Annotated in this window: 18 protein-coding genes; 11 read left to right on the top strand and 7 right to left on the bottom strand. The window is 72.9% G+C overall.

Annotated elements, in window-relative coordinates:
* Nucleotides 1–139 precede the first annotated feature (139 nt).
* Nucleotides 140–394, bottom strand: a complete 255-nt coding sequence (locus tag ACN269_RS10895; protein WP_421472332.1) for a hypothetical protein — start codon at nt 392–394, stop codon at nt 140–142.
* On the opposite strand from ACN269_RS10895, the gene ACN269_RS10890 reads away from it, so the two are divergent.
* The 6 genes from ACN269_RS10890 (at nt 383) to ACN269_RS10865 (ending at nt 7,829) form a co-directional block, all read left to right on the top strand.
* Nucleotides 383–3,748 (top strand): error-prone DNA polymerase, encoded by a 3,366-nt coding sequence (locus ACN269_RS10890; RefSeq protein ID WP_421472331.1) that lies wholly within the window; start codon nt 383–385, stop codon nt 3,746–3,748. The two genes, ACN269_RS10895 and ACN269_RS10890, sit on opposite strands and share 12 nt — an antisense overlap.
* Before the next feature lie 93 nt (nt 3,749–3,841).
* The gene (locus ACN269_RS10885) at nt 3,842–4,021 is read left to right on the top strand and encodes a hypothetical protein (protein WP_421472330.1); all 180 of its coding nucleotides are present in this window, start codon (nt 3,842–3,844) and stop codon (nt 4,019–4,021) included.
* A complete protein-coding gene (locus ACN269_RS10880) occupies nt 4,018–4,788 on the top strand; it encodes a methyltransferase domain-containing protein (RefSeq protein WP_421476278.1) in 771 nt (256 codons plus the stop codon). Before ACN269_RS10885 ends, ACN269_RS10880 begins: the two co-directional genes overlap by 4 nt.
* Nucleotides 4,785–5,996, top strand: coding sequence for an alkaline phosphatase family protein (locus ACN269_RS10875; protein WP_421472329.1), 1,212 nt, complete (start codon nt 4,785–4,787; stop codon nt 5,994–5,996). The genes ACN269_RS10880 and ACN269_RS10875 overlap by 4 nt, the downstream gene beginning before the upstream one ends.
* Before the next feature lie 59 nt (nt 5,997–6,055).
* Entirely contained in the window at nt 6,056–7,315 is a 1,260-nt protein-coding gene (locus ACN269_RS10870) for a DNA polymerase IV (RefSeq protein ID WP_421472328.1), read from the top strand.
* 115 nt (nt 7,316–7,430) lie between these two features.
* Nucleotides 7,431–7,829, top strand: a complete 399-nt coding sequence (locus ACN269_RS10865) for a DUF3040 domain-containing protein (protein WP_007463044.1) — start codon at nt 7,431–7,433, stop codon at nt 7,827–7,829.
* Nucleotides 7,830–8,186: 357 nt separating this feature from the next.
* Here ACN269_RS10865 and ACN269_RS10860 read toward each other — a convergent pair whose 3' ends face one another.
* From ACN269_RS10860 to ACN269_RS10850, 3 genes are read right to left on the bottom strand one after another with little or no spacing between them, the layout of a single operon-like run.
* Nucleotides 8,187–10,661: a transglutaminase TgpA family protein gene (locus ACN269_RS10860; RefSeq protein ID WP_421472327.1), complete on the bottom strand. Its 2,475-nt coding sequence runs from the start codon at nt 10,659–10,661 to the stop codon at nt 8,187–8,189.
* Between the two features lie 16 nt (nt 10,662–10,677).
* Nucleotides 10,678–11,976 (bottom strand): DUF58 domain-containing protein, encoded by a 1,299-nt coding sequence (locus ACN269_RS10855; protein ID WP_421472326.1) that lies wholly within the window; start codon nt 11,974–11,976, stop codon nt 10,678–10,680.
* Nucleotide 11,977: 1 nt separating this feature from the next.
* Complete coding sequence (locus ACN269_RS10850) at nt 11,978–13,030, bottom strand: AAA family ATPase (protein ID WP_421472325.1); 1,053 nt, start codon at nt 13,028–13,030, stop codon at nt 11,978–11,980.
* A 401-nt stretch (nt 13,031–13,431) separates the two neighbouring features.
* On the opposite strand from ACN269_RS10850, the gene leuS reads away from it, so the two are divergent.
* Nucleotides 13,432–16,272 (top strand): leucine--tRNA ligase, encoded by a 2,841-nt coding sequence (leuS, locus tag ACN269_RS10845; RefSeq protein ID WP_421472324.1) that lies wholly within the window; start codon nt 13,432–13,434, stop codon nt 16,270–16,272.
* 158 nt (nt 16,273–16,430) lie between these two features.
* On the opposite strand, the gene ACN269_RS10840 is transcribed toward leuS, so the two are convergent.
* From ACN269_RS10840 to ACN269_RS10830, 3 genes are read right to left on the bottom strand one after another with little or no spacing between them, the layout of a single operon-like run.
* Entirely contained in the window at nt 16,431–17,114 is a 684-nt protein-coding gene (locus tag ACN269_RS10840; RefSeq protein WP_421472323.1) for a TVP38/TMEM64 family protein, read from the bottom strand.
* Nucleotides 17,111–17,830, bottom strand: coding sequence for a type 1 glutamine amidotransferase (locus ACN269_RS10835; RefSeq protein WP_421472322.1), 720 nt, complete (start codon nt 17,828–17,830; stop codon nt 17,111–17,113). Before ACN269_RS10835 ends, ACN269_RS10840 begins: the two co-directional genes overlap by 4 nt.
* A complete protein-coding gene (locus tag ACN269_RS10830) occupies nt 17,820–19,067 on the bottom strand; it encodes a MurT ligase domain-containing protein (protein WP_421476276.1) in 1,248 nt (415 codons plus the stop codon). Before ACN269_RS10830 ends, ACN269_RS10835 begins: the two co-directional genes overlap by 11 nt.
* Nucleotides 19,068–19,422: 355 nt before the next feature.
* Here ACN269_RS10830 and mraZ point away from each other — a divergent pair, with 355 nt between their 5' ends.
* From mraZ to ACN269_RS10810, 4 genes are all read left to right on the top strand, one after another.
* Nucleotides 19,423–19,854, top strand: coding sequence for a division/cell wall cluster transcriptional repressor MraZ (gene mraZ, locus ACN269_RS10825; RefSeq protein ID WP_355049459.1), 432 nt, complete (start codon nt 19,423–19,425; stop codon nt 19,852–19,854).
* 205 nt (nt 19,855–20,059) lie between these two features.
* On the top strand, nt 20,060–21,166 hold the full coding sequence (gene rsmH / locus ACN269_RS10820; protein ID WP_421476275.1) for a 16S rRNA (cytosine(1402)-N(4))-methyltransferase RsmH: 1,107 nt from the start codon (nt 20,060–20,062) through the stop codon (nt 21,164–21,166).
* Complete coding sequence (locus ACN269_RS10815) at nt 21,163–21,771, top strand: hypothetical protein (protein ID WP_421472321.1); 609 nt, start codon at nt 21,163–21,165, stop codon at nt 21,769–21,771. The genes rsmH and ACN269_RS10815 overlap by 4 nt, the downstream gene beginning before the upstream one ends.
* Nucleotides 21,772–21,774: 3 nt before the next feature.
* Entirely contained in the window at nt 21,775–24,003 is a 2,229-nt protein-coding gene (locus ACN269_RS10810; protein ID WP_421472320.1) for a peptidoglycan D,D-transpeptidase FtsI family protein, read from the top strand.
* Nucleotides 24,004–24,009: the final 6 nt, after the last annotated feature.

The following is a 24,009-nucleotide window of genomic DNA, read 5'->3' as shown; positions in this document are numbered from 1 at the left end:
TCGCTTGGTCCGGCGTCGCCTGGTCCGGCGTCGCCTGGCTCAGTGTCGACGGGTCCGGAGTTGGTCGGTCCGGCGCTGGCGGGTCCGGCGCTGGCCGGAGGGCAGATGTCGTGATGAGCGTGATGACTCACAGGCATATTTATGCCTCTGAGTCATCACGCTCATCACACCTGTCGCCGCTGGCGGAGCGACCGCCGTCGTGCTCGTCGTCAGCGCGGCCGCTCACCACCCTGCGGCCGCTCACTTCCGCCGCCACCCCCCGGCCGGCCGGCGTCGTGCCGGCCAGCGCCGTGCCGGCCAGCGCCGTGCCGGCCAGCGTCGGGCGGACTACCGCGGTCAGCGCCAGGCTGGCCGGAGCGGCCAGCGCGGTCGGAGCGGTCGGATGAGCTTTCACAACCCGAAGATGCCCTGGTCGGAGCTGGAGAGCGTGCTCTCCGGCCGGGCCGGCGGCGGGCGGCCACGCGCCGAGCGGCACCTGCACGTTGTCGACCCGCTCGCCGTGGACGCCGACGGTGGTGATTCACCGGCCTGGAGTCGCCACCGCGAGCGCTACGAGCCGCCGGAGCTGGCTCGTCCCGACGGCGTGGTGCCCTACGCGGAGCTGCACGCGCACACCAACTTCAGTTTCCTCGACGGCGCGAGCCACCCCGAGGAGTTGGCCGAGGAGGCGGCCCGGCTGGGGCTCACCGCGTTGGCCGTCACCGACCATGATGGCTTCTACGGGGTGGTCCGGTTCGCCGAGGCGGCCCGGGCGCTGGGCCTGCCGACCATCTTCGGCGCGGAGCTGTCCCTCGGGCTGCCCGGCCCGCAGAACGGCGAACCCGACCCGTGCGGCGCGCACCTGCTGGTGCTGGCGCACGGCCACGAGGGGTACGCCCGGCTGGCCACCACCATCGCCCGCGCTCAGTTACGGGGTGGGGAGAAGGGCCGCCCGGTCTACGGGGAGCTGGAGGAGGTCGCCGCCGAGCTGAAGGATCACGTGCTGGTGTTGACCGGCTGTCGCAAGGGGCACGTGCCGGGGGCGCTGCTCACCGAGGGGGTGGACGCGGCGGCCCGCGAGCTGGACCGGTTGACCGCGCTCTTCGGCGCGGAGACGGTGGCGGTGGAGTTGACCGACCACGGTCATCCGGTCGACGCCGACCGCAACGACGCGCTCGCCGAACTGGCCGCCGCTGCCGGGCTGCCGACGGTGGCCAGCAACAACGTGCACTACGCCAGCCCCGGTCGGCGGCGGTTGGCCACCACGGTCGCCGCGGTGCGGGCCCGGCGCAGCCTGGACGAGATCGACGGCTGGTTGCCCGCGGCGGCCACCGCCCACCTGCGCAGCGGCGCGGAGATGGCGGCCCGGTTCGCCGCGTACCCGGGCGCGGTGGCGCGGGCCGCCGAGTTCGGCGCCGAGCTGGCCTTCGACCTGCAACTCGTCGCGCCGCAGCTGCCGGCGTACCCGGTGCCGCTGGGGCACACCGAGATGAGTTGGCTGCGCAAGCTGACCGCCGACGGGGCACACGAGCGGTACGGGCCACCGCAGGCGCACCCGGCGGCGTACGCGCAACTCGACCACGAGCTGAACATGATCGAGGAGCTGGGCTTCCCCGGTTACTTCCTGGTGGTCTACGACATCGTCTCGTTCTGCCGCGAGCAGGACATCTACTGCCAGGGCCGGGGTTCGGCGGCCAACTCGGCGGTCTGCTACGCGCTGCGGATCACCAACGTGGACGCCGTCCGGCACCGGCTGCTCTTCGAGCGGTTCCTCGCCCCGGAGCGGGACGGTCCGCCCGACATCGACGTGGACATCGAGTCCGACCGGCGGGAGGAGGTGATCCAGCACGTCTACACCCGCTATGGCCGGGAGCACGCCGCGCAGGTCGCCAACGTCATCTCGTACCGGCCCCGGTCGGCGGTGCGGGACGTGGCCAAGGCGTTCGGCTTCTCACCCGGTCAGCAGGACGCCTGGAGCAAGCAGATCGACAGGTGGGGCTCGGTCGCCACCGTCGACGTCGAGGGCATCCCGGAGCAGGTGGTGGAGTACGCCAACGAGCTCCAGACGTTCCCCCGGCACCTGGGCATCCACTCCGGTGGCATGGTGATCTGCGACCGGCCGGTGATCGAGGTCTGCCCGGTGGAGTGGGGGCGGATGCCCGGGCGCAGCGTCCTGCAGTGGGACAAGGACGACTGCGCCGCCGTGGGCCTGGTGAAGTTCGACCTGCTCGGCCTGGGCATGCTCTCCGCGCTGCACTACGGCTACGACATGATCGGGTCCAGGCTGGACCTCGGCGACATGACGCTCGACGATCCCGAGGTCTACGACATGCTCTGCCGGGCCGACTCGGTCGGGGTGTTCCAGGTGGAGAGCCGCGCCCAGATGGCCACCCTGCCCCGGCTCAAGCCCCGCGAGTTCTACGACCTGGTGGTCGAGGTGGCGCTGATCCGCCCCGGCCCGATCCAGGGCGGCTCGGTGCACCCGTTCATCCGGCGTAAGAACGGTCAGGAGCCGGTGACGTACGCGCACCCGCTGATGCGTAACGCGCTGGAGAAGACCCTGGGGGTGCCGCTGTTCCAGGAACAGTTGATGCAGCTCGCCATCGACCTGGCCGGTTTCGACGCGGCCGAGGCCGACCAGCTGCGTCGGGCGATGGGCGCGAAACGGTCGATCGAGCGGATGACCCGCATCGCCGACCGGCTCTACGCCGGGATGGCCGAGCGGGGCATCACCGGCGAGCTGGCCGACGACGTCTACCGCAAGCTCACCGCGTTCGCCAGCTACGGCTTCCCGGAGAGCCACGCGATGAGCTTCGCCTACCTGGTGTACGCCAGCTCGTGGCTCAAGCGCTACCACCCGGCCCCGTTCCTCGCGGCGCTGCTCAACGCCCAACCGATGGGCTTCTACTCACCGCAGACCCTGGTCGACGACGCCCGCCGGCACGGGGTGGAGGTCCGCCGCCCGGACATCAACGCCAGCGGGGCCCTGGCGGTGCTGGAATCCACCCCGGACACCCGGTGGGGCAGCGCGCCGGGGGAGCCGCCGCACGCCTGGGGACTGGGCGGTCCGGCCGTCCGGCTGGGGCTGTCCAGCGTCCGTACCCTCGGGTCGGACGTGGCCGAGCGGATCGAGGCCGAGCGGACGGCCGGTGGGGCGTACCGTGACATGCCCGATCTGGCCCGGCGGGTCGGTCTGACCGCCACGCAGCTGGAGGCGCTTGCCACCGCGGACGCCTTCGCCTGTTTCGGGCTGACCCGGCGGGAGGCGCTGTGGGCCGCCGGTGCGGCGGCCCAGGACCGACCGGGCCGGCTGCCCGGCACGGTGACCGGCGCGGCGGCGCCCATGCTGCCCGGCATGGAGGCGGTGGATCGGCTGGTCGCCGACGTGTGGGCCACCGGGTTGTCGCCGGAGAGCCATCCGGCCCGGTTCATCCGGGGGCAGCTCGACGTGCTGGGCGCGGTGCCGATCGCCCGGCTCGGTCGGGTGGAGCCGGGCCAGCGGATCCGGGTCGGCGGCATCGTCACCCACCGGCAGCGCCCGGCGACCGCCGGCGGGGTGACCTTCCTCAACCTGGAGGACGAGACCGGGATGCTGAACGTCACCTGCTCACCGGGGCTGTGGCAGCGCTACCGGCGGGTGGCCCGCACCAGCGCCGCGCTGGTGGTCCGGGGGCGGCTGCAACGCCACGAAGGGGTGACCAACCTGGTCGCCGACCGGCTGGACGCCATTGAGCCGCCGGTCAGTCCCGCCTCCCGCGACTTCCGCTGAACAGTGATCCACATTACGGTTTCCGTCACCCAGGAGCGGGACACTCGTCCTGAGCGGGCAGAGCGGCCCGTGATCCGTGAGGGGGACTGACAAGTGATGGGTAACCACACGTACACCGGCGGCGGAATCGCCAACGTCCGACGGACCCGGCTGGGCGCCGGCTGGATGCCATCGCACCTCACCGACCCCCGCGAGTACGAGGTGACGAACGGGCCGGTCGCCAACGAGCGTCGATCCCGGGCTGAGGACGCGGTCGAGGGCACCGACTCCTGACCACTAGGCTCGACCGGGTGGAGCAGACCCGAGGCCGGTTCGCCGCGCCGCCGCTGACCCCCCGTACCGCCGTGATCTGGTCGGTGTTGCGCGCCGAGCTGGACCGGCGCGGCGACGCCGAGCTGACCGTGCTGGACATCGGCGGCGGCACCGGCGGCTTCGCCGTCCCGCTGGCCCGGGCCGGGCACCGCGTCACCGTCGTCGACGCCAGCCCCGACGCGCTCGCCGCGCTCACCCGCCGGGCCGCCGAGGCCGGGGTCGCCGACCGGGTGGTCGCCGTGCAGGGCGACGGCGACGCGCTCGCCGGGCTGGTCGAGCCGGCCGGGGTCGACCTGGTGCTCTGCCACGCCGTCCTGGAGGTCGTCGACGACCCGACGCCGGTGGTCGCCGCGCTGGCCACCGCGCTGCGCCCTGGCGGCGCGGCCAGTGTGCTGGTGGCCGGCCGGGCGGCGGCCGTGCTGGGTCGCGCCATGAACGGGCACCTGGACGTCGCGTCCGCGTTGGTCGCCGATTCAGCCGGCAGCGCCGGGCCGCGCGACACCCTGCGCCGCCGCTACGACGCCCCCGAGGCCGTCGCGTTGCTCACCGCCGCCGGGCTGGAGGTCGAGGACATCCACGGGGTACGCGTGCTCGCCGACCTGCTGCCGGCCGCCGTCTCCGACGGACAGCCCGCAGCCCTGGTCGAGCTGGAGCTGGCCCTGGCCGCCCAACCCCCCTACCGGGATCTGGCCGCCCAGCTGCACCTGTTCGCCCGCCGACCGGCATGACCGGTCCGGTCCTGCCCGCCGACGGGGGTACGCCGGTCGGCGGTGGTCCGGTGACCGGTGTCGACCCGCTGGCGGTCCTCGCGCCCGACCGGGCCGGCGGACGGCTCGCCGACGTGCTGCCCAGCGCGCTCGCCGTGCTGGGCGTGCCCGGCTCGCCCGACCCGCTGGGGCTGACGTCCGCCCTGGCCGGGGTACGCCGGATCGCCGTCCTGCTCGTCGACGGGCTCGGCTGGTACCAGGTGCCGACCGCCGCGCCGTACGCGCCGACGCTCGCCGGGCTGACCGCGACGGTGGGTCGGCCGCTCGTCGCCGGGTTTCCGTCCACCACCCCGACGAGCCTGGTGACGCTGGGCACCGGCGTCGCGCCCGGCGCACACGGGGTGCTCGGCTTCACCGTGCGCGTGCCGGGTACCGACCGGGTGCTCACCCACACCAACTGGGCCGCCGACCCGCCGCCGCTGCGCTGGCAGCCGGTGCCCACCCAGCTCCAACGGGCCCGCGCCGCCGGTGTGACGACGACGGTGGTGAGCCGGCCGGAGTTCGGCGGCAGCGGGTTGACCCTGGCCGCCAACCGGGGCGGCGACTTCCGGGGCGCCGTCGGCGTGGATCAGGTGGCCGCCACCATGCTGGCCGCGCTGTCCGTCGGCGACGGGCCGACCCTGGTCTCCGGCTACCACGCCGACCTCGACCGGCACGGGCACCTCAGCGGGGTCGACTCGGCGCCGTGGCGAAGCGCCGCCGCCGAGGTGGACCTGCTGCTCGCCCGGCTGGTCGACGGGCTACCGTCGGACGCGGCGCTGCTGGTCACCGCCGACCACGGGCAACTCGACATCCCCGTCGCGCACCGCTTCGACCTGGACACCGATCCACGGCTGCGCGACGGTCTGCGGGTGGTGGCCGGCGAGGCGCGGGTGCGCTACCTGCACGCCGAGCCGGGCGCGGTCGACGACGTGGTGGCCGCCTGGTCGGCGGTGCTCGGCGACGCGGCCCGGGTGCGTACCCGCGAGGAGGTAGTGGCCACCGGCTGGTTCGGGCCGGTGCCCGAGGAGCACCTGGGCCGGATCGGCGACGTGGTGGTGACCTGCAACGACACGTACGCCGTCCTGGCCAGCCGCACCGAGCCGCCGATGGCGTCGAAGCTGGTGGCGTACCACGGCGCGGACACCGCCGCCGAGCTGACCGTGCCGCTGCTGGTGGTGCGGGGCTGACCTGTCGTACCGACCGGCCGGTCGGCGGTGGTGTCGTACCGCGGGGATAACCTGCACCGATGGGCCGCAGTCAGTCGTTGCCCCGGGGCGGTGATCCGCGCTTCGGGCCGGACGCCGACGACTCCGCCAGCGGCATCCTGCACGTCGACATGGACGCGTTCTTCGCCTCGGTGGAGGTGCGCGCCCGCCCCGAGCTGCGCGGCCGTGCGGTCGTGGTGGGTGGCGTGGGCCCGCGCGGCGTGGTCAGCTCGGCCAGCTACGAGGCCCGCCGGTACGGCGTACGCAGCGCCATGCCGACCTCCCGGGCGCGGGCCCTCTGCCCGCACGCCGTCTACCTCCCGCCGAACTTCGCCGCGTACTCCGACGCCTCGCGGGCCGTCATGCAGATCTTCCGGGACGTCACTCCGTTGGTCGAGCCGCTCTCTCTCGACGAGGCGTTCCTCGACGTCACGGGCGCCCGCAAGCTGTTCGGCCCGCCGGCCACCATCGCCCGGCTGATCCGCCAGCGGGTCGCCGACGAGCAGGGGCTGACGTGTTCGGTCGGGGTGGCGCCGAACAAGTTCGTGGCCAAGCTCGGCTCCACCCGGGCCAAGCCCGACGGCCTGCTGGTCGTACCCGCCGGGCAGGTCCTCGACTTCCTGCACCCGCTTCCGGTAGACGCGCTGTGGGGTGTGGGGGAGCGGGCCGCCGAGGCGCTGCGCCGGCTCGGTCTGGCCACGGTGGGAGACCTCGCCGAGGCCCCGGTCGGCATGCTGCGCAGAGCGGTGGGCGCGGCGTCCGCGGCGCACCTGCACGAGCTGGCGTGGGGGCGCGACCCGCGCCGGGTCAGCCCCGAACAGGTCGACAAGTCGATCGGCGCCGAGGTGACCTTCGACGCCGACGTGGCAGACCCGATGGAGATCCGCCGTGCCCTGCTCGCGCTCAGCGCGAAGGTCGGCGTCCGGCTGCGGAGCGCCGGACACCTCGGGCGCACGGTCACCCTGAAGGTACGACTGGCCGACTTCCGCACCGTCAACCGCTCTCGCACCCTCGGCGTACCCACCGACACGGCCCGGGAGATGTTCGACACGGTCTGGGCGCTCTACACCGCGCTGGACCCAGGTGAGCGGATCCGCCTCGTCGGCGTCCGGGTGGAGGGGCTCAGCCCGGCGCAGGGCGCTTCCCGGCAGCTCACCCTCGGCGCGCCCGAGCGTGGCTGGCGGGAGGCGGAAGCTGCCGCGGACGCCGCCGCTGCCCGATTCGGGCGGTCCGTCATAGGTCCGGCCAGTCTGTTAGCCGACCGTGACGCTCATCGAAAGGAAAATCCACCCCACCCGTAGGTCGTCCCGCTTTCCGACGCGCGACCCCCCTCGTAGACTTGCGGGTAAGCAGCCGGTTGGCTGCCACGGTCTGTCGGCCCGAGTGGGCCGACCAACGTGACCGGGGAGGAGTGCCGTGCCGCTCTCGGAGCACGAGCAGCGGCTGTTCGAGCAGATCGAGCGGTCGCTTGCCGAGGACCCCAAATTCGCCTCGGCCGTGCGCGCCAGCGATCCGCGCTTCCACGCGCGGCGTCGCCTGCTCGTCGCTGCCGGCGTGATCATCGCTGGCTTGGCCCTACTGGTCTATGGCGCGGTGATCAAGACTCCACCGCTGGCGGTGGCGGGCTTCGTCGTCATGCTGGCGTCGGCCGCGTTCGCGGTGCAGTCGCACCGGCGGGCGCAGTCACCCGACCTGCACGTGGTGGGTGGCACGACGAGTCGTCGTCGTCCCCGCGGTGGCCGGTCCGGTCGCCGACGGTCGATCCTGGACCGGATGGAAGACCGATGGCGGCAGCGCCCGGAGGGGCACCGCTGAGCGTGCCCCGCCGCTGAGGCGGGCCGACCACACGACGAGCGGGCCATCGGGACACCCCGGTGGCCGCCGTCGCTCCTTCATGCCCAAGCACCGCGCCCGCCCCGGGCTGTGCTCGCCCCGGGGCTCGCTCCGGGCTGTGCTCGCGCTGGGCTGTGCTCGCGCTGGGCCGTGCTCGCCTCGCGCCGCGCTGCGCCGTGCTCGCGCCGCGCCGTGCTCGCCTCGCGCCAGGCGCCCCCGCTGCACCTCAAGATCGACGCTGGGCGGCGGTGGCGGCGCTGGAGCGTTGGCGCTGAGATCGATATTGGTGTTGGGGTGGCTTGGGCGTTCTGGCGCGGGGGTGGCGGGGGGCAGCGTTGGTCAGCGGGCGGCTCGATCGGCCAGCAACCGGCGCGGGTTCCACCGCAGTAGTCGGTAGCGCACCCGGGTGGTCAGCGCCACCAGGCGGCCGGAGGCGTCCGCCAGTGCGATCCGCCAGCGCAGCAGCACCGAGGGCGGCAACACGGCGGCGAGCACCCGGGTCCGTCGGTCCGCCTGGGACGAGAGCGCGCCACGGACCGCGCGGAGCGCCGACGGCAGCGGTTCACCGGTCAGCGGAGAGCGCGCGTACCGGGCCCGCTCCTCGGCCCGGCCGAGCAGCCGCGCCGCCCCGATCGCCTCGGCGTCGTCGGGGAGAGCGTCCCGGACCAGCCGGTCCGCGGTCGCCCGGGGCGTCTCGGTCCGGTCCACCGGCACCTTGTAGTCAACGAGGGTGTCGAGCAACTCGGCCCAGGCGGCGTGGGCGTCGGCGCGAGCGCGACCCGCGTCCGCCTCGACCACCATCACGCGCGCGTCGTCGGTCGGTGACCCGTCCTCAGCGGTGGTGGCGGTGGCTGCGGCGGCTGCCCGGCCGGCCCGCCGCCGACGCAGCGCCCGCCGACGAAGCGCGGGAACCATCAGCAGGGCCACCAGCGCGAGTACGACCGCCACCCACCACGGCCACACCGGTGCCTGCTCGGCCGGCGTCGAATCCCCCAGCGAGAGCCCGGAGTCGGTGTCCCGGTCGGCGTTGTCCGGGCCGGTCGGCCCGGCCGACGAGTCCGCGCTGCTCGGGCTGTCCGTGGCGCCGACGTCCGGCGCGGACGGCTCGGGGGCGTCCGTGTCCGGCGCCCAGGCCGACCGGGTGGAGCCGGGAACGCTGGACGCCGGGGTGGCGTCGAACGGCACCCAGCCGATCCCGTCGAAGAAGACCTCGGTCCAGGCGTGCAGGTTGAGGTTGGTCAGGGTGTACGTGTCACCGTCGCGCCTGCTGCCGTTGGTGAACCCGAACGCGACCCGCGCCGGGATGCCGGCGGACCGGACCAGCCAGGCCATCGCGGCGGCGTACTGCTGGCAGTAGCCGACCTTGTTGGTCAGGAAGTTCACGATGTCCTGGCCGCTGCTGCCGCTCGCGGTGCTCAACCGGTACGTGAACCCGTTGTCCGCGGAGAAGTACTGGTAGATGGCGAGCACCCGGTCGTAGTCGGTCCGCTTGCCCTGGATCAGCCCGCGCACCAGCTCCTCCACCTCGGGCACCGGCACGGGGGTGGCGGTCTGCTGCCGGCGGAGCGGGTGTTCGGCCGGCAGCGACTTCGCGGCCCGCAGGGTCGCCGGGGTGTACGTCGAGCGGATGTAGTCGAACGAGTACTTACGCCCCCGCGAGCTCTCCCGGTTGGAGAACACGATCTGCTGGTTGGGGTCGTACAGCCAGTTGCCGTTCAGGTCCTGGGTGCGCACCGGCTCGGCGTACACCGGCATCAGGGACATGCTGAGGCTCTTGGTCACCTCGACGGTCGCCCGGTATTCGTTCTGTTGCACCCCCGGCCCGACCCGCTCGCTCGGGTCGGGCAGATCGCGGTTCACCGGTCGGCCACTCGCGGCGCGGGCCTGGAAACCGTTCGGGCGCAGCTCGTCGGCGACCGCGTAGCGCAGGTAGAACGGGCTCTGCTCCGACGTGGTCACCTTGACCAGGTCCACCACCTCGGACTGGTTCAGTTGGCCGGCGAGCGACGCGAACAGGTCGATCCGACCGGACGAGCCACCCACCCCCCGACCGTTGCCGCTGCCGTTACCCGTGCCCTCGGTGATCCGGTCGAGCAGTCCGCCGCTCAGCCCGGGGACCCCCAGCGGCAGCACCACGGCCAGCACCACACCGACCACGGCGAGCCGACGGCCGGCGGACGCCAGCGGCGACGCCTCCCACACGTCCACGTCCCGACCGTCGCCGGTGAACCGCCGCCCGAACCGACGTACCCGGTCGACGTTGTCGCTCACCAGCAGCCACAGGTAACCGGCGGCGCCCACCACGAACGGCAGCGGGGGGACGCTGTCCACGTAGACGGCGACCGGCACCGAGTAGATCGCGAGCATCGGCAACCCGGCCAGCGCCGGCCGGCGCAGCCCCACGGCCAGCACGTCCACCAGCACGGCTACCCCGCCGACGCCGAGCACGGTGATGAACAGCAGCGGATCGGTGTCCGGGACCTCGACGCCGTACGAGCGCATGTCCTGCGCGGAACCGGCGAGCAGGTCGGCGAAGTGCCCGATCGTGCTCGGCGTGGGCAGCAGGGCCAACAGCTCGCTGCCGCTGGGGAACAGCCAGGTCAGCGCGAGCAGCAGGGCGGCCAGCATGCCGAGTACCTGGCCCCAGAGCGGCGCGCGGACGAGTCGGGTCAGCGCGGCGACCCCGGCCACCACGGCGACCGCGATCGCGCACTGGATCAGCCACGTCCAGGTCTGGAAGATGGCCGACAGCGGCGCGGCGGCGAGCAACGTCGCGGCGGCCGCCACCAGACCGGTGTTCCGGCTGGCGATCATGAGGGGGACCTTCCGTTCATCGAACGCGGCCAGCGACCGTCTCGGCCAGTGCGGCCCGCAGGGCGAAACCCTGGGAGCCGCGGCCCGCCTGCGGCCACAGCGCCGGCAGTCGGCTGCCGTGGTCGGCGCCGACCACACGCCAGCCGCTGCGCACCATGGTGAGCACGGCGGCGCCGTGCGCGTGCTCCGCCTCGGCGCGAGCCTTTTCGGGGAGGCTCAGCCAGGTGGAGCTGTCCAACAGGAAACCGACACACGTCGCGCCGTTGCCGCGCAGCCCGGCCAGCAACTCGGCTTCGGCCACGCTCACCGCGCCGAACAGCCCGATGATCAGCCCGCCGTCGGCGCGCTGCCGCACCCGCTGCACCAACCCGGTGACGTCGGCCCGCTGATCCAACCGCACCTCGGCCAGGTGGTCGAGCAGCACGCCGTCGCCACCGCCCTCCGAGGCGTCCACGTCGACCCCCGAGCCGGTGACCAGGCGCAGCTTGTAACCGGCCTGGCGCAGGTGTACGGCGATGCTCGCGGCGGCCGAGACCGCCCACTCGAAACTCGCCGTCGGTCCGTCACCCCGGTGGCCGTACGCCCGGGTGTCCAGTACGACGGTGGCGCGGCTCTCCCAGGGCTGCTCCTCCCGGCGCACCATCAGCTCGCCGGTACGCGCCGTGGACTTCCAGTGCACCCGGCGCAGGTCGTCGCCCCGGCGGTACTCCCGGGTCGCCGCGTCGTCCTCACCGTGCACCGCCACCGAACGCGCGCGGCTGTCGCCGCTGCCCGCGTACTCCCCGGGGAGCCGGACCGACGGCAGGGGGGTGACCTGCGGGATGACCGTGAGGTGGTCGGTGCTGGGGAAGGCGCGGGTGAGTTCGCAGAGACCGAACGGGTCGGTCATCCGGACCACCAGCGGACCCACGTCGTAGCGACCGCGCACGTCCGCGCGGACCGTGTACGCCACGGAGCTGGCCTGGTGCGCGCCGAGCCGTTCCAGTACGACGCGGGGCCGACTGCCCAGCGCGTAGGGCAGCCGGTCCTCCAGCAGCAGGGTGCCGGTGGGCAGCCGGGAGAGGTTCTGCAGGCGCAGCACGATCCGCGAGTTGGCCCCGACCGGAACCCGGTGCGGGTCCAGCGACCGGTTGCAGGCCAGCTTGTAGCGGCTGCGGCCCACGTAGGCGGCGGCCAGCAACGGCAGGATGGCCAACAGCAGGGCCACCCGGAGCAGGTCCTTCTCGCCCAGGATGACGGCCGAGACCGCCGCGGCGACCGCGGCGGCCAGGAACGAGCGCCCGCGGGTGGTCAGCCCGCGCAGCCCGGCACGCACGTCACGGCCTCCGCGGCTCGTAGGGCGCGCGGCCGTTGCCGGTGGCGGGCCGGGTGTCGTACGGGTTGCGCTGGCGATCGTGCGGCAGGGGCAGCCGGTGCACCAGCTCGGAGACGATCGCGTCGGTGGTGCGCCGGGCGAGCTGCGCGTCGGCCGTCGGAATGATCCGGTGCGCCAGCACCGGTACCGCCAGGGCCTGCAGGTCGTCGGGGAGGACGTAGTCGCGGCCCTCCAGCGCGGCGACCGCCCGGGCCGTGCGCAGGAGTTGCAGCGTCGCCCGGGGGGACGCGCCGAGCCGCAGGTCGTGGGCCTCACGGGTGGCGGTGACCAGGTCGACCGCGTACTGCTTGACCGCGTCCGCGACGTGTACCTGGCGGACGGTGGCGATGAGCTGCCGGACCGTGTCGGCGTCGGAGACCGGACGCAGCTCGTGCAGCGGGTCGGTGGCGCCGTGGCCGTCGAGCATCGCCAGCTCCGCGCCGGCGTCCGGGTAACCCATCGCGATCCGGGCGGTGAACCGGTCGCGTTGGGCCTCGGGCAGCGGGTACGTCCCCTCCATCTCGATGGGGTTCTGGGTGGCGATGACCATGAACGGGGTCTGTAGCTGGTAGGTCACGCCGTCGACGGTGACCTGCCGCTCCTCCATGCACTCCAGCAACGCCGACTGGGTCTTCGGCGAGGCCCGGTTGATCTCGTCGCCGACGACCAGGTTGGCGAAGACGGCACCCGGTCGGAACTCGAAGTCGTGGGTCTCCTGGTTGTAGACGCTGACGCCGGTGACATCGCTGGGCAGCAGGTCGGGGGTGAACTGGATCCGGCGGACCGTGCAGTCGATGGACCGCGCGAGGGCCTTGGCCAGCTTGGTCTTGCCGACGCCGGGAACGTCTTCGATGAGGAGGTGGCCCTCGGCGAGCAGCACGGCCAGAGCCAACCGCACGGTGGCGGTCTTGCCCTCGATGACCTGCTCGATGTTGGCCACGATGGCCTCGCTGGCGGCGCGGAACTCGTCGTGCGGCAACAGGCCGCCCACCTCGTCCCAGGTCTGTTGTGTCACGGGCCTCCTCCTCGTCGCCGTCACGGCAGCTCTGTAGAGAGCACCTGGACCCGCCGTTGGGTTCGCGACGCCGAGCCTCGTTTGCCGCAGGGAGCTCACTGGCCTCTCAGGCTAACCATGTTTGTCGTTATCGCCGACCCCCGCAGGTAGTCCGCCGGTTACGCCCCGATATTCGCCAGCTCGGGGGAACGGGTCGAACACGCCCGGTGGTCGGCGGCCCGAACCGGGCGCGCGGTACACTGCGGGGCATGGCCGGAGTCTTCCTGCTTCTTACCGGGCCGTGCTGATGCGCTGAACGCGCGACAGCACGGCGGCCCCTCCTGCGCGAGGGGCTTTTTTGTGCCCGCCGCCGGTCCGGCCCGGCGGTGCCGAGACGAAGCGAAGCGAAGCGAGGAGAGACGATGAGCGAGGCAGCCGCACCGGCGGGCGACATCCCCCCGTTCCGGTACACCGCGGCCATGGCCAACGAGATCGAGACGCGTTGGCAGGACACCTGGGCACGCGAGGGCACCTTCCACGCGCCGAACCCGACCGGTCCGCTGGCCGATCCGAGCCACCCCCGAGCCGACGCAGAGAAGCTGTACGTGCTGGACATGTTCCCGTACCCGTCGGGCGCGGGCCTGCACGTCGGCCACCCACTGGGCTACATCGGCACCGACTGCTACGCCCGCTACCAGCGGATGGCCGGCCGTAACGTGCTGCACGCGATGGGCTTCGACGCGTTCGGGCTGCCCGCAGAGCAGTACGCCGTGCAGACCGGTACCCACCCCCGGACCACCACCGTGGCGAACATCGAGCGGTACAAGGCGCAGCTGCGCCGCCTGGGACTGGCGCACGACGAGCGGCGCTCGGTGGCCACCATCGACACCGACTTCTACCGCTGGACTCAGTGGATCTTCCTGCAGATCTTCAACTCCTGGTACGACCGCGACGCCGGCCGGGCCCGTCCCATCGCCGAGCTGATCGCCGAGTTCGAGGGCGGCAACCGGCCCACGCCGGACGGCCGGTCCTGGGCCGAGCTGAGCGTCGCCGAGCGTCGCAGGGTCGTCGACGACCACCGGCTGGCGTACGTCTCGGAGGCGCCGGTGAACTGGTGCCCGGGGCTGGGCACCGTGCTGGCCAACGAGGAGGTCACCGCCGACGGCCGCTCCGACCGGGGCAACTTCCCGGTCTTCAAGCGCAACCTGAAGCAGTGGATGATGCGGATCACCGCGTACGGTGACCGGCTGCTGGACGACCTGGACAGCCTGGACTGGCCAGAGCCGATCAAGCTGATGCAGCGCAACTGGATCGGCCGGTCGCAGGGCGCGCACATCGACTTCGCCACGGCGGGCGAGCCGATCCGGGTGTTCACGACCCGGCCGGACACCATCTTCGGTGCCACCTACATGGTGCTGGCGCCCGAGCACGAGCTGGTCGACGCGCTGACGCCGACCGCCTGGCCGCAGGGCACCCGGGACGCCTGGACCGGCGGGCACGCCAGCCCCGCCGAGGCCATCGAGGCGTACCGCAAGGCGGCGGCCGCGAAGACCGACGTCGAGCGGCAGTCCGACTCCAAGGAGAAGACCGGCGTCTTCATCGGCGCGTACGCCACCAACCCGGTCACCGGCGGGCAGATCCCGATCTTCATCGCGGACTACGTGCTGGCCGGCTACGGCACCGGCGCGATCATGGCGGTGCCCGCGCAGGACGAGCGGGACTGGGCGTTCGCCGAGGTCTTCGAGCTGCCCATCGTGCGCACCGTGCAGCCGGCGGAGGGCTTCGACGGCACGGCGTACACCGGTGACGGCCCGGCCATCAACAGCGCCGCGCCCGAGCGCGGCCTGGACCTGAACGGCCTGGGGGTCGCCGACGCCAAGGCAGCGGTCATCCCGTGGCTGGAGGCGAACGGGCACGGGACCGGCGCGGTGACCTACCGGCTGCGGGACTGGCTGTTCTCCCGGCAGCGCTACTGGGGTGAGCCGTTCCCGATCGTCTACGACGAGACCGGCGCGGCCATCGCTCTGCCCGAGGAGATGCTGCCGGTCGAGCTGCCGGAGGTGGACGACTTCTCCCCGAAGACGTTCGACCCGGACGACGCCGACTCCAACCCGGAGACCCCGCTGTCCCGGCGGCGCGACTGGGTCGAGGTCGAGCTGGACCTGGGTGACGGGCCGAAGCGCTACACCCGCGAGACCAACGTGATGCCGCAGTGGGCCGGCTCCTGCTGGTACGAGATGCGCTACCTGGACCCGACCAACAGCGAGCGGTTCGTCGACGCCGAGAACGAGCGGTACTGGATGGGTCCGCGCGGCGACGGTGACTGCGGCGGCACCGACCTGTACGTCGGTGGCGCCGAGCACGCCGTGCTGCACCTGCTGTACGCGCGGTTCTGGCACAAGGTGCTGTTCGACCTGGGCCACGTGTCGTCGTTCGAGCCGTTCCGCAAGCTGTTCAACCAGGGCATGATCCAGGCGTACGCGTACACCGACTCGCGGGGCAGCTACGTGCAGGCCGAGGATGTGGTCGAGCGCGACGGCGCGTACTACCTGGAAGACCTGGTGGTCAACCGCGAGTACGGCAAGATGGGCAAGTCGCTGAAGAACGTGGTGACCCCCGACGAGATGTGCGCGGCGTACGGCGCGGACACCTTCCGGGTGTACGAGATGTCGATGGGCCCGCTGGAGGTGTCCCGCCCCTGGGAGACCCGGGCGGTGATCGGCTCGTACCGGTTCCTGCAGCGGGTGTGGCGGGCCGTCGTCGACGAGCAGACGGGCGAGCTGCGGGTCACCGACGACTCGGCCGACGAGGCGACCCGCCGGCTGCTGCACACGGTGATCGACGGGGTCCGTGGCGACATGGACGGCATCCGGTTCAACACCGCGATCGCCAAGCTGATCCAGCTGACCAACGGGCTGACCGGGCTGCCGGCCACGCCCCGTGAGGTGGCCGAGCCGCTGGTGCTGATGGTGGCGCCGTTCGCCCCGCACGTGGCCGAGGAGCTGTGGCGCAAGCTGGGCCACGACACCTCGCTGACGTACGCGGACTTCCCGGTCGCCGACCCGGCGCTGCTGGTGGCCGACACGGTGACCTACCCGGTGCAGGTCAACGGCAAGGTCCGGGGACGCGTCGAGGTGCCCGCCGACGCCGCCGACGAGACCGTCCGCGCGGCGGCCCTGGAGGCGGTCGCCGCGAGCCTGGCCGGCAAGGAACCCCGCAAGGTCATCGTGGTGAAGGGTCGAATGGTCTCGGTAGTCGTCTAACCCCGCCCGGCCACCCCGCCCCGCCCGGCCCGCCCGGTCGGCTTTTCCCGTCGATCTTGCACGTTCGGATGTCGTTCCGCACCCTGTGTCAGGGTTTGTCGGGACAGAAAGTGCAAGATCGACGGGCGCGGGGCGACGGGCGCGGGGCGCGGCCGGGGTTAGGTTGGGGGGTGGTGGCGGGTGCGGTTGGCGCGCCACCATTGGTGGATCAGTACGACGCTGGCGATCAGGCCGAGGCTGGCGGGGGCGGCGGCGTACCAGTTGACGTGGCCGGGGGAGCTGACGGCCGCGCCGATCGCCGCGTAGCCGAACGCGGTCGGCGCGGAGGCGATCACGCTGCCGACCAGGAACGGCACCACCCGCGCGCCGGTCGTGCCGTAGCCGTAGCTGACCAGGCCGAACCCCGCGATCGGCAGCAGCCGGACGGTGACCACGCCGAACACGCTCTGCCGGGCGAACCAGCCGTCGAGGCGGGCCAACCGACCGCGTACCCGTTCGGCCACGAACTCCCGGCCGAGGAGCCGGCCGACGGTGAAGCCGATCGCGGCGGCCACCAACGCGGCGCACAGGGCGTACGCGGCACCCTCCAGAGGGCCGAAGATCGCGCCCGCGGCGAGCGTCACGAAGGTACGGGGAACCAGCGCGACCAGGAGCAGAGCGCCGCCGAGGATCGCCGCCACCGGGGCGAGGTCGCCCAGCTGGTCGGCGAGCGCCGGCAGTCGCGCCGGATCCGGGCGGGGCACCACGAGCAGCAGCAGCCCGCAGCCGCCGATGAGCGCGAGCAGCAGCGCGAACCGGGCGGCCGACGGCTGCCGGAGCAGCCGCCGGACGTCGCGGATCATGCCCGGGCGGCGGCCACCGCTGAACGGCGCTCGTTACGGAGCCGGTCGGGCCAGGCGTCGTCGAGCGGTGGGAGCTGGTGTGCCCCGGTGGCCCAGCGCAGCAGCAGGTCGGCCAGGGCCGGGTTGCGCGCCAGCGCGGGACCGTGCGAGTAGGTGCCCAGCAGCTTGCCGCGCCAGGCGCCCTCGGTGGCGCCGTCGTTGCCCACGCCGGCGGTGACCCGGGCCAGCGGTGCGACCTCCGGGCCGAGGTGCGTGCGGCCACCGTGGTTCTCGAAACCGGTCAGCGGGGGCAGGCCCAGCCGAGGGTCGATCTCACCGGCCAACTCGCCGACGGCCCGGCTCTCGCCACGGTCGGACTTCAGGTCGAGCAGCTCCAGGCCGCGGCACTGCACACCCTTGGCGAAGAAGGACGTCCCGAGCAGCTGGTAACCGGCGCAGACACCGAAGACCACCGAGCCCTGGGCGACCGCCCGGTGCAGACCGCCGTCCGCGATGAGCCGCTGCGCGCCCAGCGCCTGCGGGCCGTCCTCACCTCCGCCGACGAGGTAGATGTCGGCCGTCGACGGCAGTTGCTGGTCGGAGCGGACCTCCAACACCTCGACGGGCATGCCGCGCTGGCGGGCCCGTCGGGCCAGGATCAGCGCGTTGCCCCGGTCACCGTAGGTGGACAGCAGGTCGGGGTAGATCCAGACGATACGCAGGCTCTCAGTTGACACGGTCCAACTCCGCTCGGATGTCCTGGAACGCGGTGTAGTTCGCGATGACCTCGAGCCGGCCGGGTGGGACCGACCGGACGGCGTCGTCGAACGTGCGGACGTGCTGGAAGGGCACGTCGTTGACGTCCAGCCGAACCGCCAGGTCGTATGCCCGGTCACCGGTGATCAACACCTGCCGGCCGCGGAGCGGGGCGAAGTCGACGTCGAACAGCCAGGAGGTGTCCAACCCGTCGGGGTCACGCGCGTTGATGGAGAGCAGGGTGGGCGCCTCGTCGGCCATGTCGAACGCCTCCAGCCAGCTGGCCGGGTTCTTGGCCAGCAGCAGCCGGATGTTGCGGCCGTCCCGGTCGACCTGCGCGTACCGGCCGGCGACCGAGGTCACGATGCCGAGCCGGGTCACCGCGTCGACGGGGCGTACGCCGAACTCGGCCGCCACCGCCAGCGCGGTCGCCGCGTTGCCCAGGTTGACCTTGCCGGGCAGCTGGAGGGAGACCTTGTGCCACGCCCCGGTGGGGTCGAGTACGCCCTCGTCCTCGACGACCCAGTTCGGCTCCGGACGGCGCAGCGCGCAGCCGGTGCACCACCACTGCTCGCCGGAGCGGGCGATGGTGGAGCCGCACTCCGGGCAGACCCAGGAGTCGTCGTGCCAGCGCTGGCCGGCGCTGAACCAGGTCACGTGCGGCGGATTGATGCCACGGGCCGGATCGGCCGGCGGGGTGGCGGCCCAGACCACCATCGGGTCGTCGGCGTTGGCCACCACCCGAACGTCGGTGTGCCGGACCAGGGCCGCGCGCCAGAGCTGCGCCATCATGGCGACCTCCTTGGCGCGGTCGAGCTGGTCGCGGGAGAGGTTGAGCAGGGCGACCACGTGCGGCTCGGTCGACTCCAGCACCTGGGCGAGGTAGTGCTCGTCGACCTCCAGCACCGCGTACGGGGTGCTGCCGGCCTTGGCCAGCGCCGAGGTGTGCCCGGTGGGCATGTTGGCGCCGAACGAGTTGGTGGCGACCCGCCCGAGTACGCCGACCGCGGCGGCGGTCAACCGGGTGGTGGTCGTCTTGCCGTTGGTGCCGGAGACCAGCGCGATGGCGCGGCCGGCCGACAGGTGCGCCAGCAGGTCCGGGTCGATCTTCAACCCGATCCATCCGCCGATCACCGAACCGTCGCCACGGCCGGCGGCCCGGGAGAGCGCCGCGGCGGTCCGTGACACGGAGCTGGCCACCTTGGCCCGTAGGGGCATTTTCGCGTCCGTCACGCGAGCGAGGTTACCGGACCGCCCGCCTCGCCAGATCGAGGCCGACGGTGAACCGTTCGGCCGTGGCATCCCGGCGGGCGGCCGGTGAGCGCTCGGCCGGACGGAGTCGATCAATGTCGGAAAGCGGACCACGCCGGGCGGGCGTACCGGCCCTCCACTCCGCTCCACCCCCTGTGACGTGCGGTTTTGCGACCGGATGGGACGCGCCACGCGGGCGAATCTGGTTGCAGGTGGAGGGAAGTGGAGTAGAGTGGGGCCCAATGGTGAGGCCGGGAGGGCTCACCGGCCCGGGGGGTCAGCGGCGCCGCGAACGCCGCTCAAGGGCGAGGGGGTTGGGCCGATGTTTCTCGGCACCCATACCCCGCGCCTGGACGAGAAGGGCCGGTTGATCCTTCCGGCCAAGTTCCGGGATGAGCTGGCAGGGGGTGTCGTGGTCACCAAAGGGCAGGATCGCTGTCTCTATGTCTTTCCGACACCCGAGTTCCAACGGATCGCGGAGCAGTTGCGCGCGCAGCCGATGACGCACAAGGCGGCCCGGGCCTACAGCCGGGTCTTCTTCGCCAGCGCGCACGACGAGGTGCCGGACAAGCAGGGCCGCGTGACGATCCCTGCGCACCTTCGGGAGTATGCGGCGCTCGACCGGGACTTGGTGGTCATCGGCGCGAGCACACGGGTCGAGATCTGGGACAAGGTCGCCTGGGAGACCTACCTCGCCGAGAGCGAAGACGACTTCGCCGACATCGAGGAGGGGGTGCTGCCCGGCGGTCTGTAGGGCGGAACGGCGCCCGACGTACTGCGAGATCTCCAGCCGCTTTCGAGTTCCTGGCATCACTTCCCCGGTGCCAGGCGCACGATCCAGTAATCCGGCGGAAGTCGGTGTCCGGCGGGAGCGGATGGGGATCTGGCGGTACGACGGGAGCGCCGTCTCGACGGCAGGCGCGCGAGAAGAACGGACGTTCAAACCAGTGGGGGTCATCATGGGGGAGTTGCGCGGCACGCACGTGCCGGTGCTGCTTGAGCGGTGTCTCGAGCTGCTGGCCCCCGCGCTGGGGCGAGGCGGCCGGACGGTGCACGTCGACGCGACGCTCGGCCTGGCCGGGCACGCGGAGGCGGTGCTCGAGGCGCATCCGGAGACCGTCCTGATCGGGCTCGACCGGGACACTGAGGCGCTCGCCCACGCACGGGTGCGGTTGGCGCGGTTCGCCGACCGGGTGCACCTGGAGCACGCCGTCTACGACGAGCTGCCCGACGTGCTCCAGCGGCTGGGTTATCCGGGCATCGACGGGATCCTGTTCGACCTGGGTGTCTCGTCGCTGCAACTGGACGCGCCCGACCGCGGGTTCGCGTACGCGCAGGACGCGCCGCTGGACATGCGGATGGACCAGACGCGGGGGGTGACCGCCGAAGAGGTGGTCAACACGTACGCCCATCCCGATCTGGCCCGGGTGCTGCGGGTGTACGGCGAGGAGAAGTTCGCCGGGCGGATCGCCTCGGCGATCATCCGGGAGCGCGAGCGCACCCGGATCACCTCGTCGGCGCGGCTGGCCGAGCTGGTCCGGGAGTCGATTCCGGCACCAGCCCGACGAACGGGCGGGCACCCGGCAAAGAGAACGTTTCAGGCTTTACGGATCGAGGTAAACAGAGAGCTGGCAGCGCTGGAGACAGCGCTGCCGTCCGCGCTCGACGCACTGACCGTGGGTGGTCGCATGGTGGTCCTGTCCTACCACTCGTTGGAGGACCGACTCACCAAGGCGGCGCTCGCGGACCGGGTCCGCAGTAAGGGCCCGGTCGACCTCCCGGTGGAGCTGCCCGGCTCCGGTCCGACGTTCCGGCTGCTCAGCCGGGGCGCCGAACTACCCGGCGAGGCGGAGGTCGCCGCGAACCCGCGCGCCGCCTCGGTGCGGTTGCGGGCAGCGGAACGGCTCGATCCGGATGCGGCAGTAAAGGGGCGGACCGACCGCGAACGGTCCCGCCGACGAGTGAGGGCGATGCACCAACCGGGGACGGGGTCGACGGGATCCGTGGGGGATCCGGCGACGCCGGCGGACGGCAGAGGGACGGATGTAGAGGGGGAGGGGACATGAACATTGACAAGCGCGACCGCCGGGACGTCACCGGCGGCGGGCAGCGCGCACCGCGGTCGGGGGGCCGGACCGCGGCGGAGCGAGCCCCGCGCGTGGGGAACGGTACGCCACGCATCGATCGGGTCAACCGGCAGGGGGAGGCTCGCGCCCGGGGGGCGCGCGAGTTCCCCACCCAGGGCAACGCCGCGCTGCGTCCGGTCGAGAAGTCCGGCGCCACGGCGAAGAACCGTCCGCCGCGGCTGCGGGTGGCGCCACCGCCACCGGTGTCGGTGCCGCGCGCGCCGTTCGCGGCGCTGATCGTGGTGCTGGTGGTCGGCGGGGTGTTCGGCATCCTGGCGGTCAATACCAAGATCAATGAGAACGCGTTCCGGCTGGAGAAGCTGCAGCAGCAGCAGGCCCGACTGGACCTGGAGAAGCAGCAGCTCGACAGGCAGATCGCCGACTTCGAGGCGCCGGGGAACCTGACCGCCGAGGCGCGTCGCCTGGGTCTGGTGGACGCCGGTGAGCCGGGCTACATCCGGCTGCCGGACGGCAAGCTGCCCCTCGGGGTGCCCAAGCCGGCGACCGGCGAGCCGTCGGTCACCAGCCAGGGCGCGGGAGGCTGACCGGTGCCACCGAGGTCGGACGAGCCGCGCCGGGACCCCACGGGGTCCCGGCGCGGCTCTCGCCGTGACGCCACCGACTCCGAGTCGCGCACGGGTGAGCTGGGGATCGGTGGCATCTCCGGCGCTCGGGCGTACACCCCGAGGGGGCGGACGGTCCGGGAGGAGCGCGGCACGCCCGCGCGCGGCGCAAACGCCGAGCAGCGGCGTACCCCTCGTGGCAGCTCGCGGTCGGGCGACCCGTTCCGGCCGGCGTTGCAGGTGCTCGACGGCGGCCGGGCCGCCGCCCGCGCCGGCCGGCGTGACGCCCCGGCAGCTGGCCGCAGCGGGGTCGTGCGCACTGTCGCGCCGCGGACCCCGCGCGGCGTCCCCGGCGACGTCCCGCCACCGCGTCGCCGCACCACGCCGCGCGCGCCCGGTCGCGGCGACCGTCCGACGGCCCGTCGGCCCTCCCGCAAGCCGCCCCGCCCGCCGAAGCTCGCCGACCCGCGGCTGCGGCTGCGCCTGGGTACCGTGCTCACCCTGGCGCTCTTCGTCGCCATCGGGGTGCGGTTGATCTTCCTACAGACGGTCGACACCCCCGCCTACGCCGGTGGTGGCGTCGCCGACCGGACCCGCACCGTGGAGTTGCCCGCGCCGCGCGGCGCGATCTACGACTTCCGGGGCGAGCCGCTGGCGCACAGCGTCGAGGCGCGATACGTGTTCGCCGACCCGACGCTTATCGAAGACCGGTCCAAGCCCGGGTGGATCGGCGCGGACGCCACCGCCAAGGCGCTCTCCCCGTTGCTCGGTATTCCGGCGTCGAAGCTGACCGAGCTGATGAAGCCCCGCAAACTGGAGAACGGCAACGCCTCGCGTTTCGAGTACCTGGCCCGGGGGGTGGAGATCCCCACCGCCAAGCAGGTGCTGGACCTGGACCTGCCCGGCATCGGGGTGCACCGAGACGAGCGTCGTGAGGTGCCCGGCGGCGACCTGGCGGCCAACCTGATCGGCTTCACCAGCCCGGACATGGACGGCCTGGAGGGGTTGGAGGCCCGCTACGACGACCTGCTCTCCGGGCAGGACGGCCGGCGGGTGTACGAGGCCGGCCTCGGTGACCTCGCGGCGCCGATCCCCGGCGGCTACAGCAAGACGACGCAGGCCAAGCCGGGCAGCTCGATCGCGCTCACCATCGACCGGGACCTGCAGTTCCGTTGCCAACAGATCCTCAGCGCGGGGATGGCGGGTCAGCGCGGCGCGACCGCCGCCGCCGTGGTCATCGACGTCGCCACCGGCGAGGTACGGGCCCAGGCCAGCGATCCCACCTACAACGCCGCGAAGCCGACCCCGAGCGACCCGGTCGCCCGGGAGGACGCGGCGACCAGCTTCGTGATCGAGCCGGGCTCGGTGCACAAGGCCATCACCTACGCCGCCGCGCTCCAGGAAGGGGTGATCACTCCGGACACCACCCTGCCGATCGCGAACAGCATCAAGATGGGCGACACCTGGTTCTCGGACACGCACCCCGCCAACGGCAAGAAGATGAGCATTCCGGGAATGCTGGCCTTCTCGTCGAACGTCGGCGCGATCACGGTCGCCGACAAGCTCGGCAAGGACCGGCTGATCGACTACCAGAAGCGGTTCGGGCTGGGTCAGCCCACCCGCGAGGGCCTGCCCGGCGAGGCCGGCGGCCGGCTGCTGCCGGCCGCCGAGTGGAGCGGCTCGTCGTACGGCTCGGTGCCGATCGGGCACAGCGTCGATGCCACGCCGCTGCAGATGGCAGCCGCGTACGCCGCCATCGCCAACGACGGCACGTACGTGCAGCCGCACCTGGTGAAGGAGACGATCGGCCCGGACGGCAAGCGGACCCCGGCGCCCGCGCCGGTCACCCGCTCCGTGCTCAGCCCGCAGAACGCGGCGGCGCTGCGCACCATGCTGGAGGCGGTCACCACTGTCGAGGGCGCCACCGGCACCCTGGCCGCGGTCCCCGGCTACCGGGTCGCCGGCAAGACCGGCACCGGGTGGCGTCGGGTCGACGGCAAGAGGCAGCCCGGTGAGGTGTCCTCGTTCATCGGCATGGCCCCCGCCGAGAAGCCCCGGTACGTGATCGCGGTCTTCGTGTACGCCCCCGGGGGTGGTGGCGCGGCGATCGCCAACCCGGCGTTCCGGGAGATGATGCAGTTCACGCTGCGTCACTACCGGGTGCCGCCGTCGCCGGCCGGTTCCGCACCGAAGTTCGTGGTCTATCCGCGCTGAGCAGCG

This window comes from Micromonospora sp. WMMD736, from assembly GCF_049179015.1.
In the GTDB taxonomy this organism is placed as follows: Bacteria; Actinomycetota; Actinomycetes; order Mycobacteriales; family Micromonosporaceae; genus Micromonospora.
Note: the sequence above shows the minus strand (reverse complement) of the source record. Positions and strands in the feature narration are given on the sequence as shown.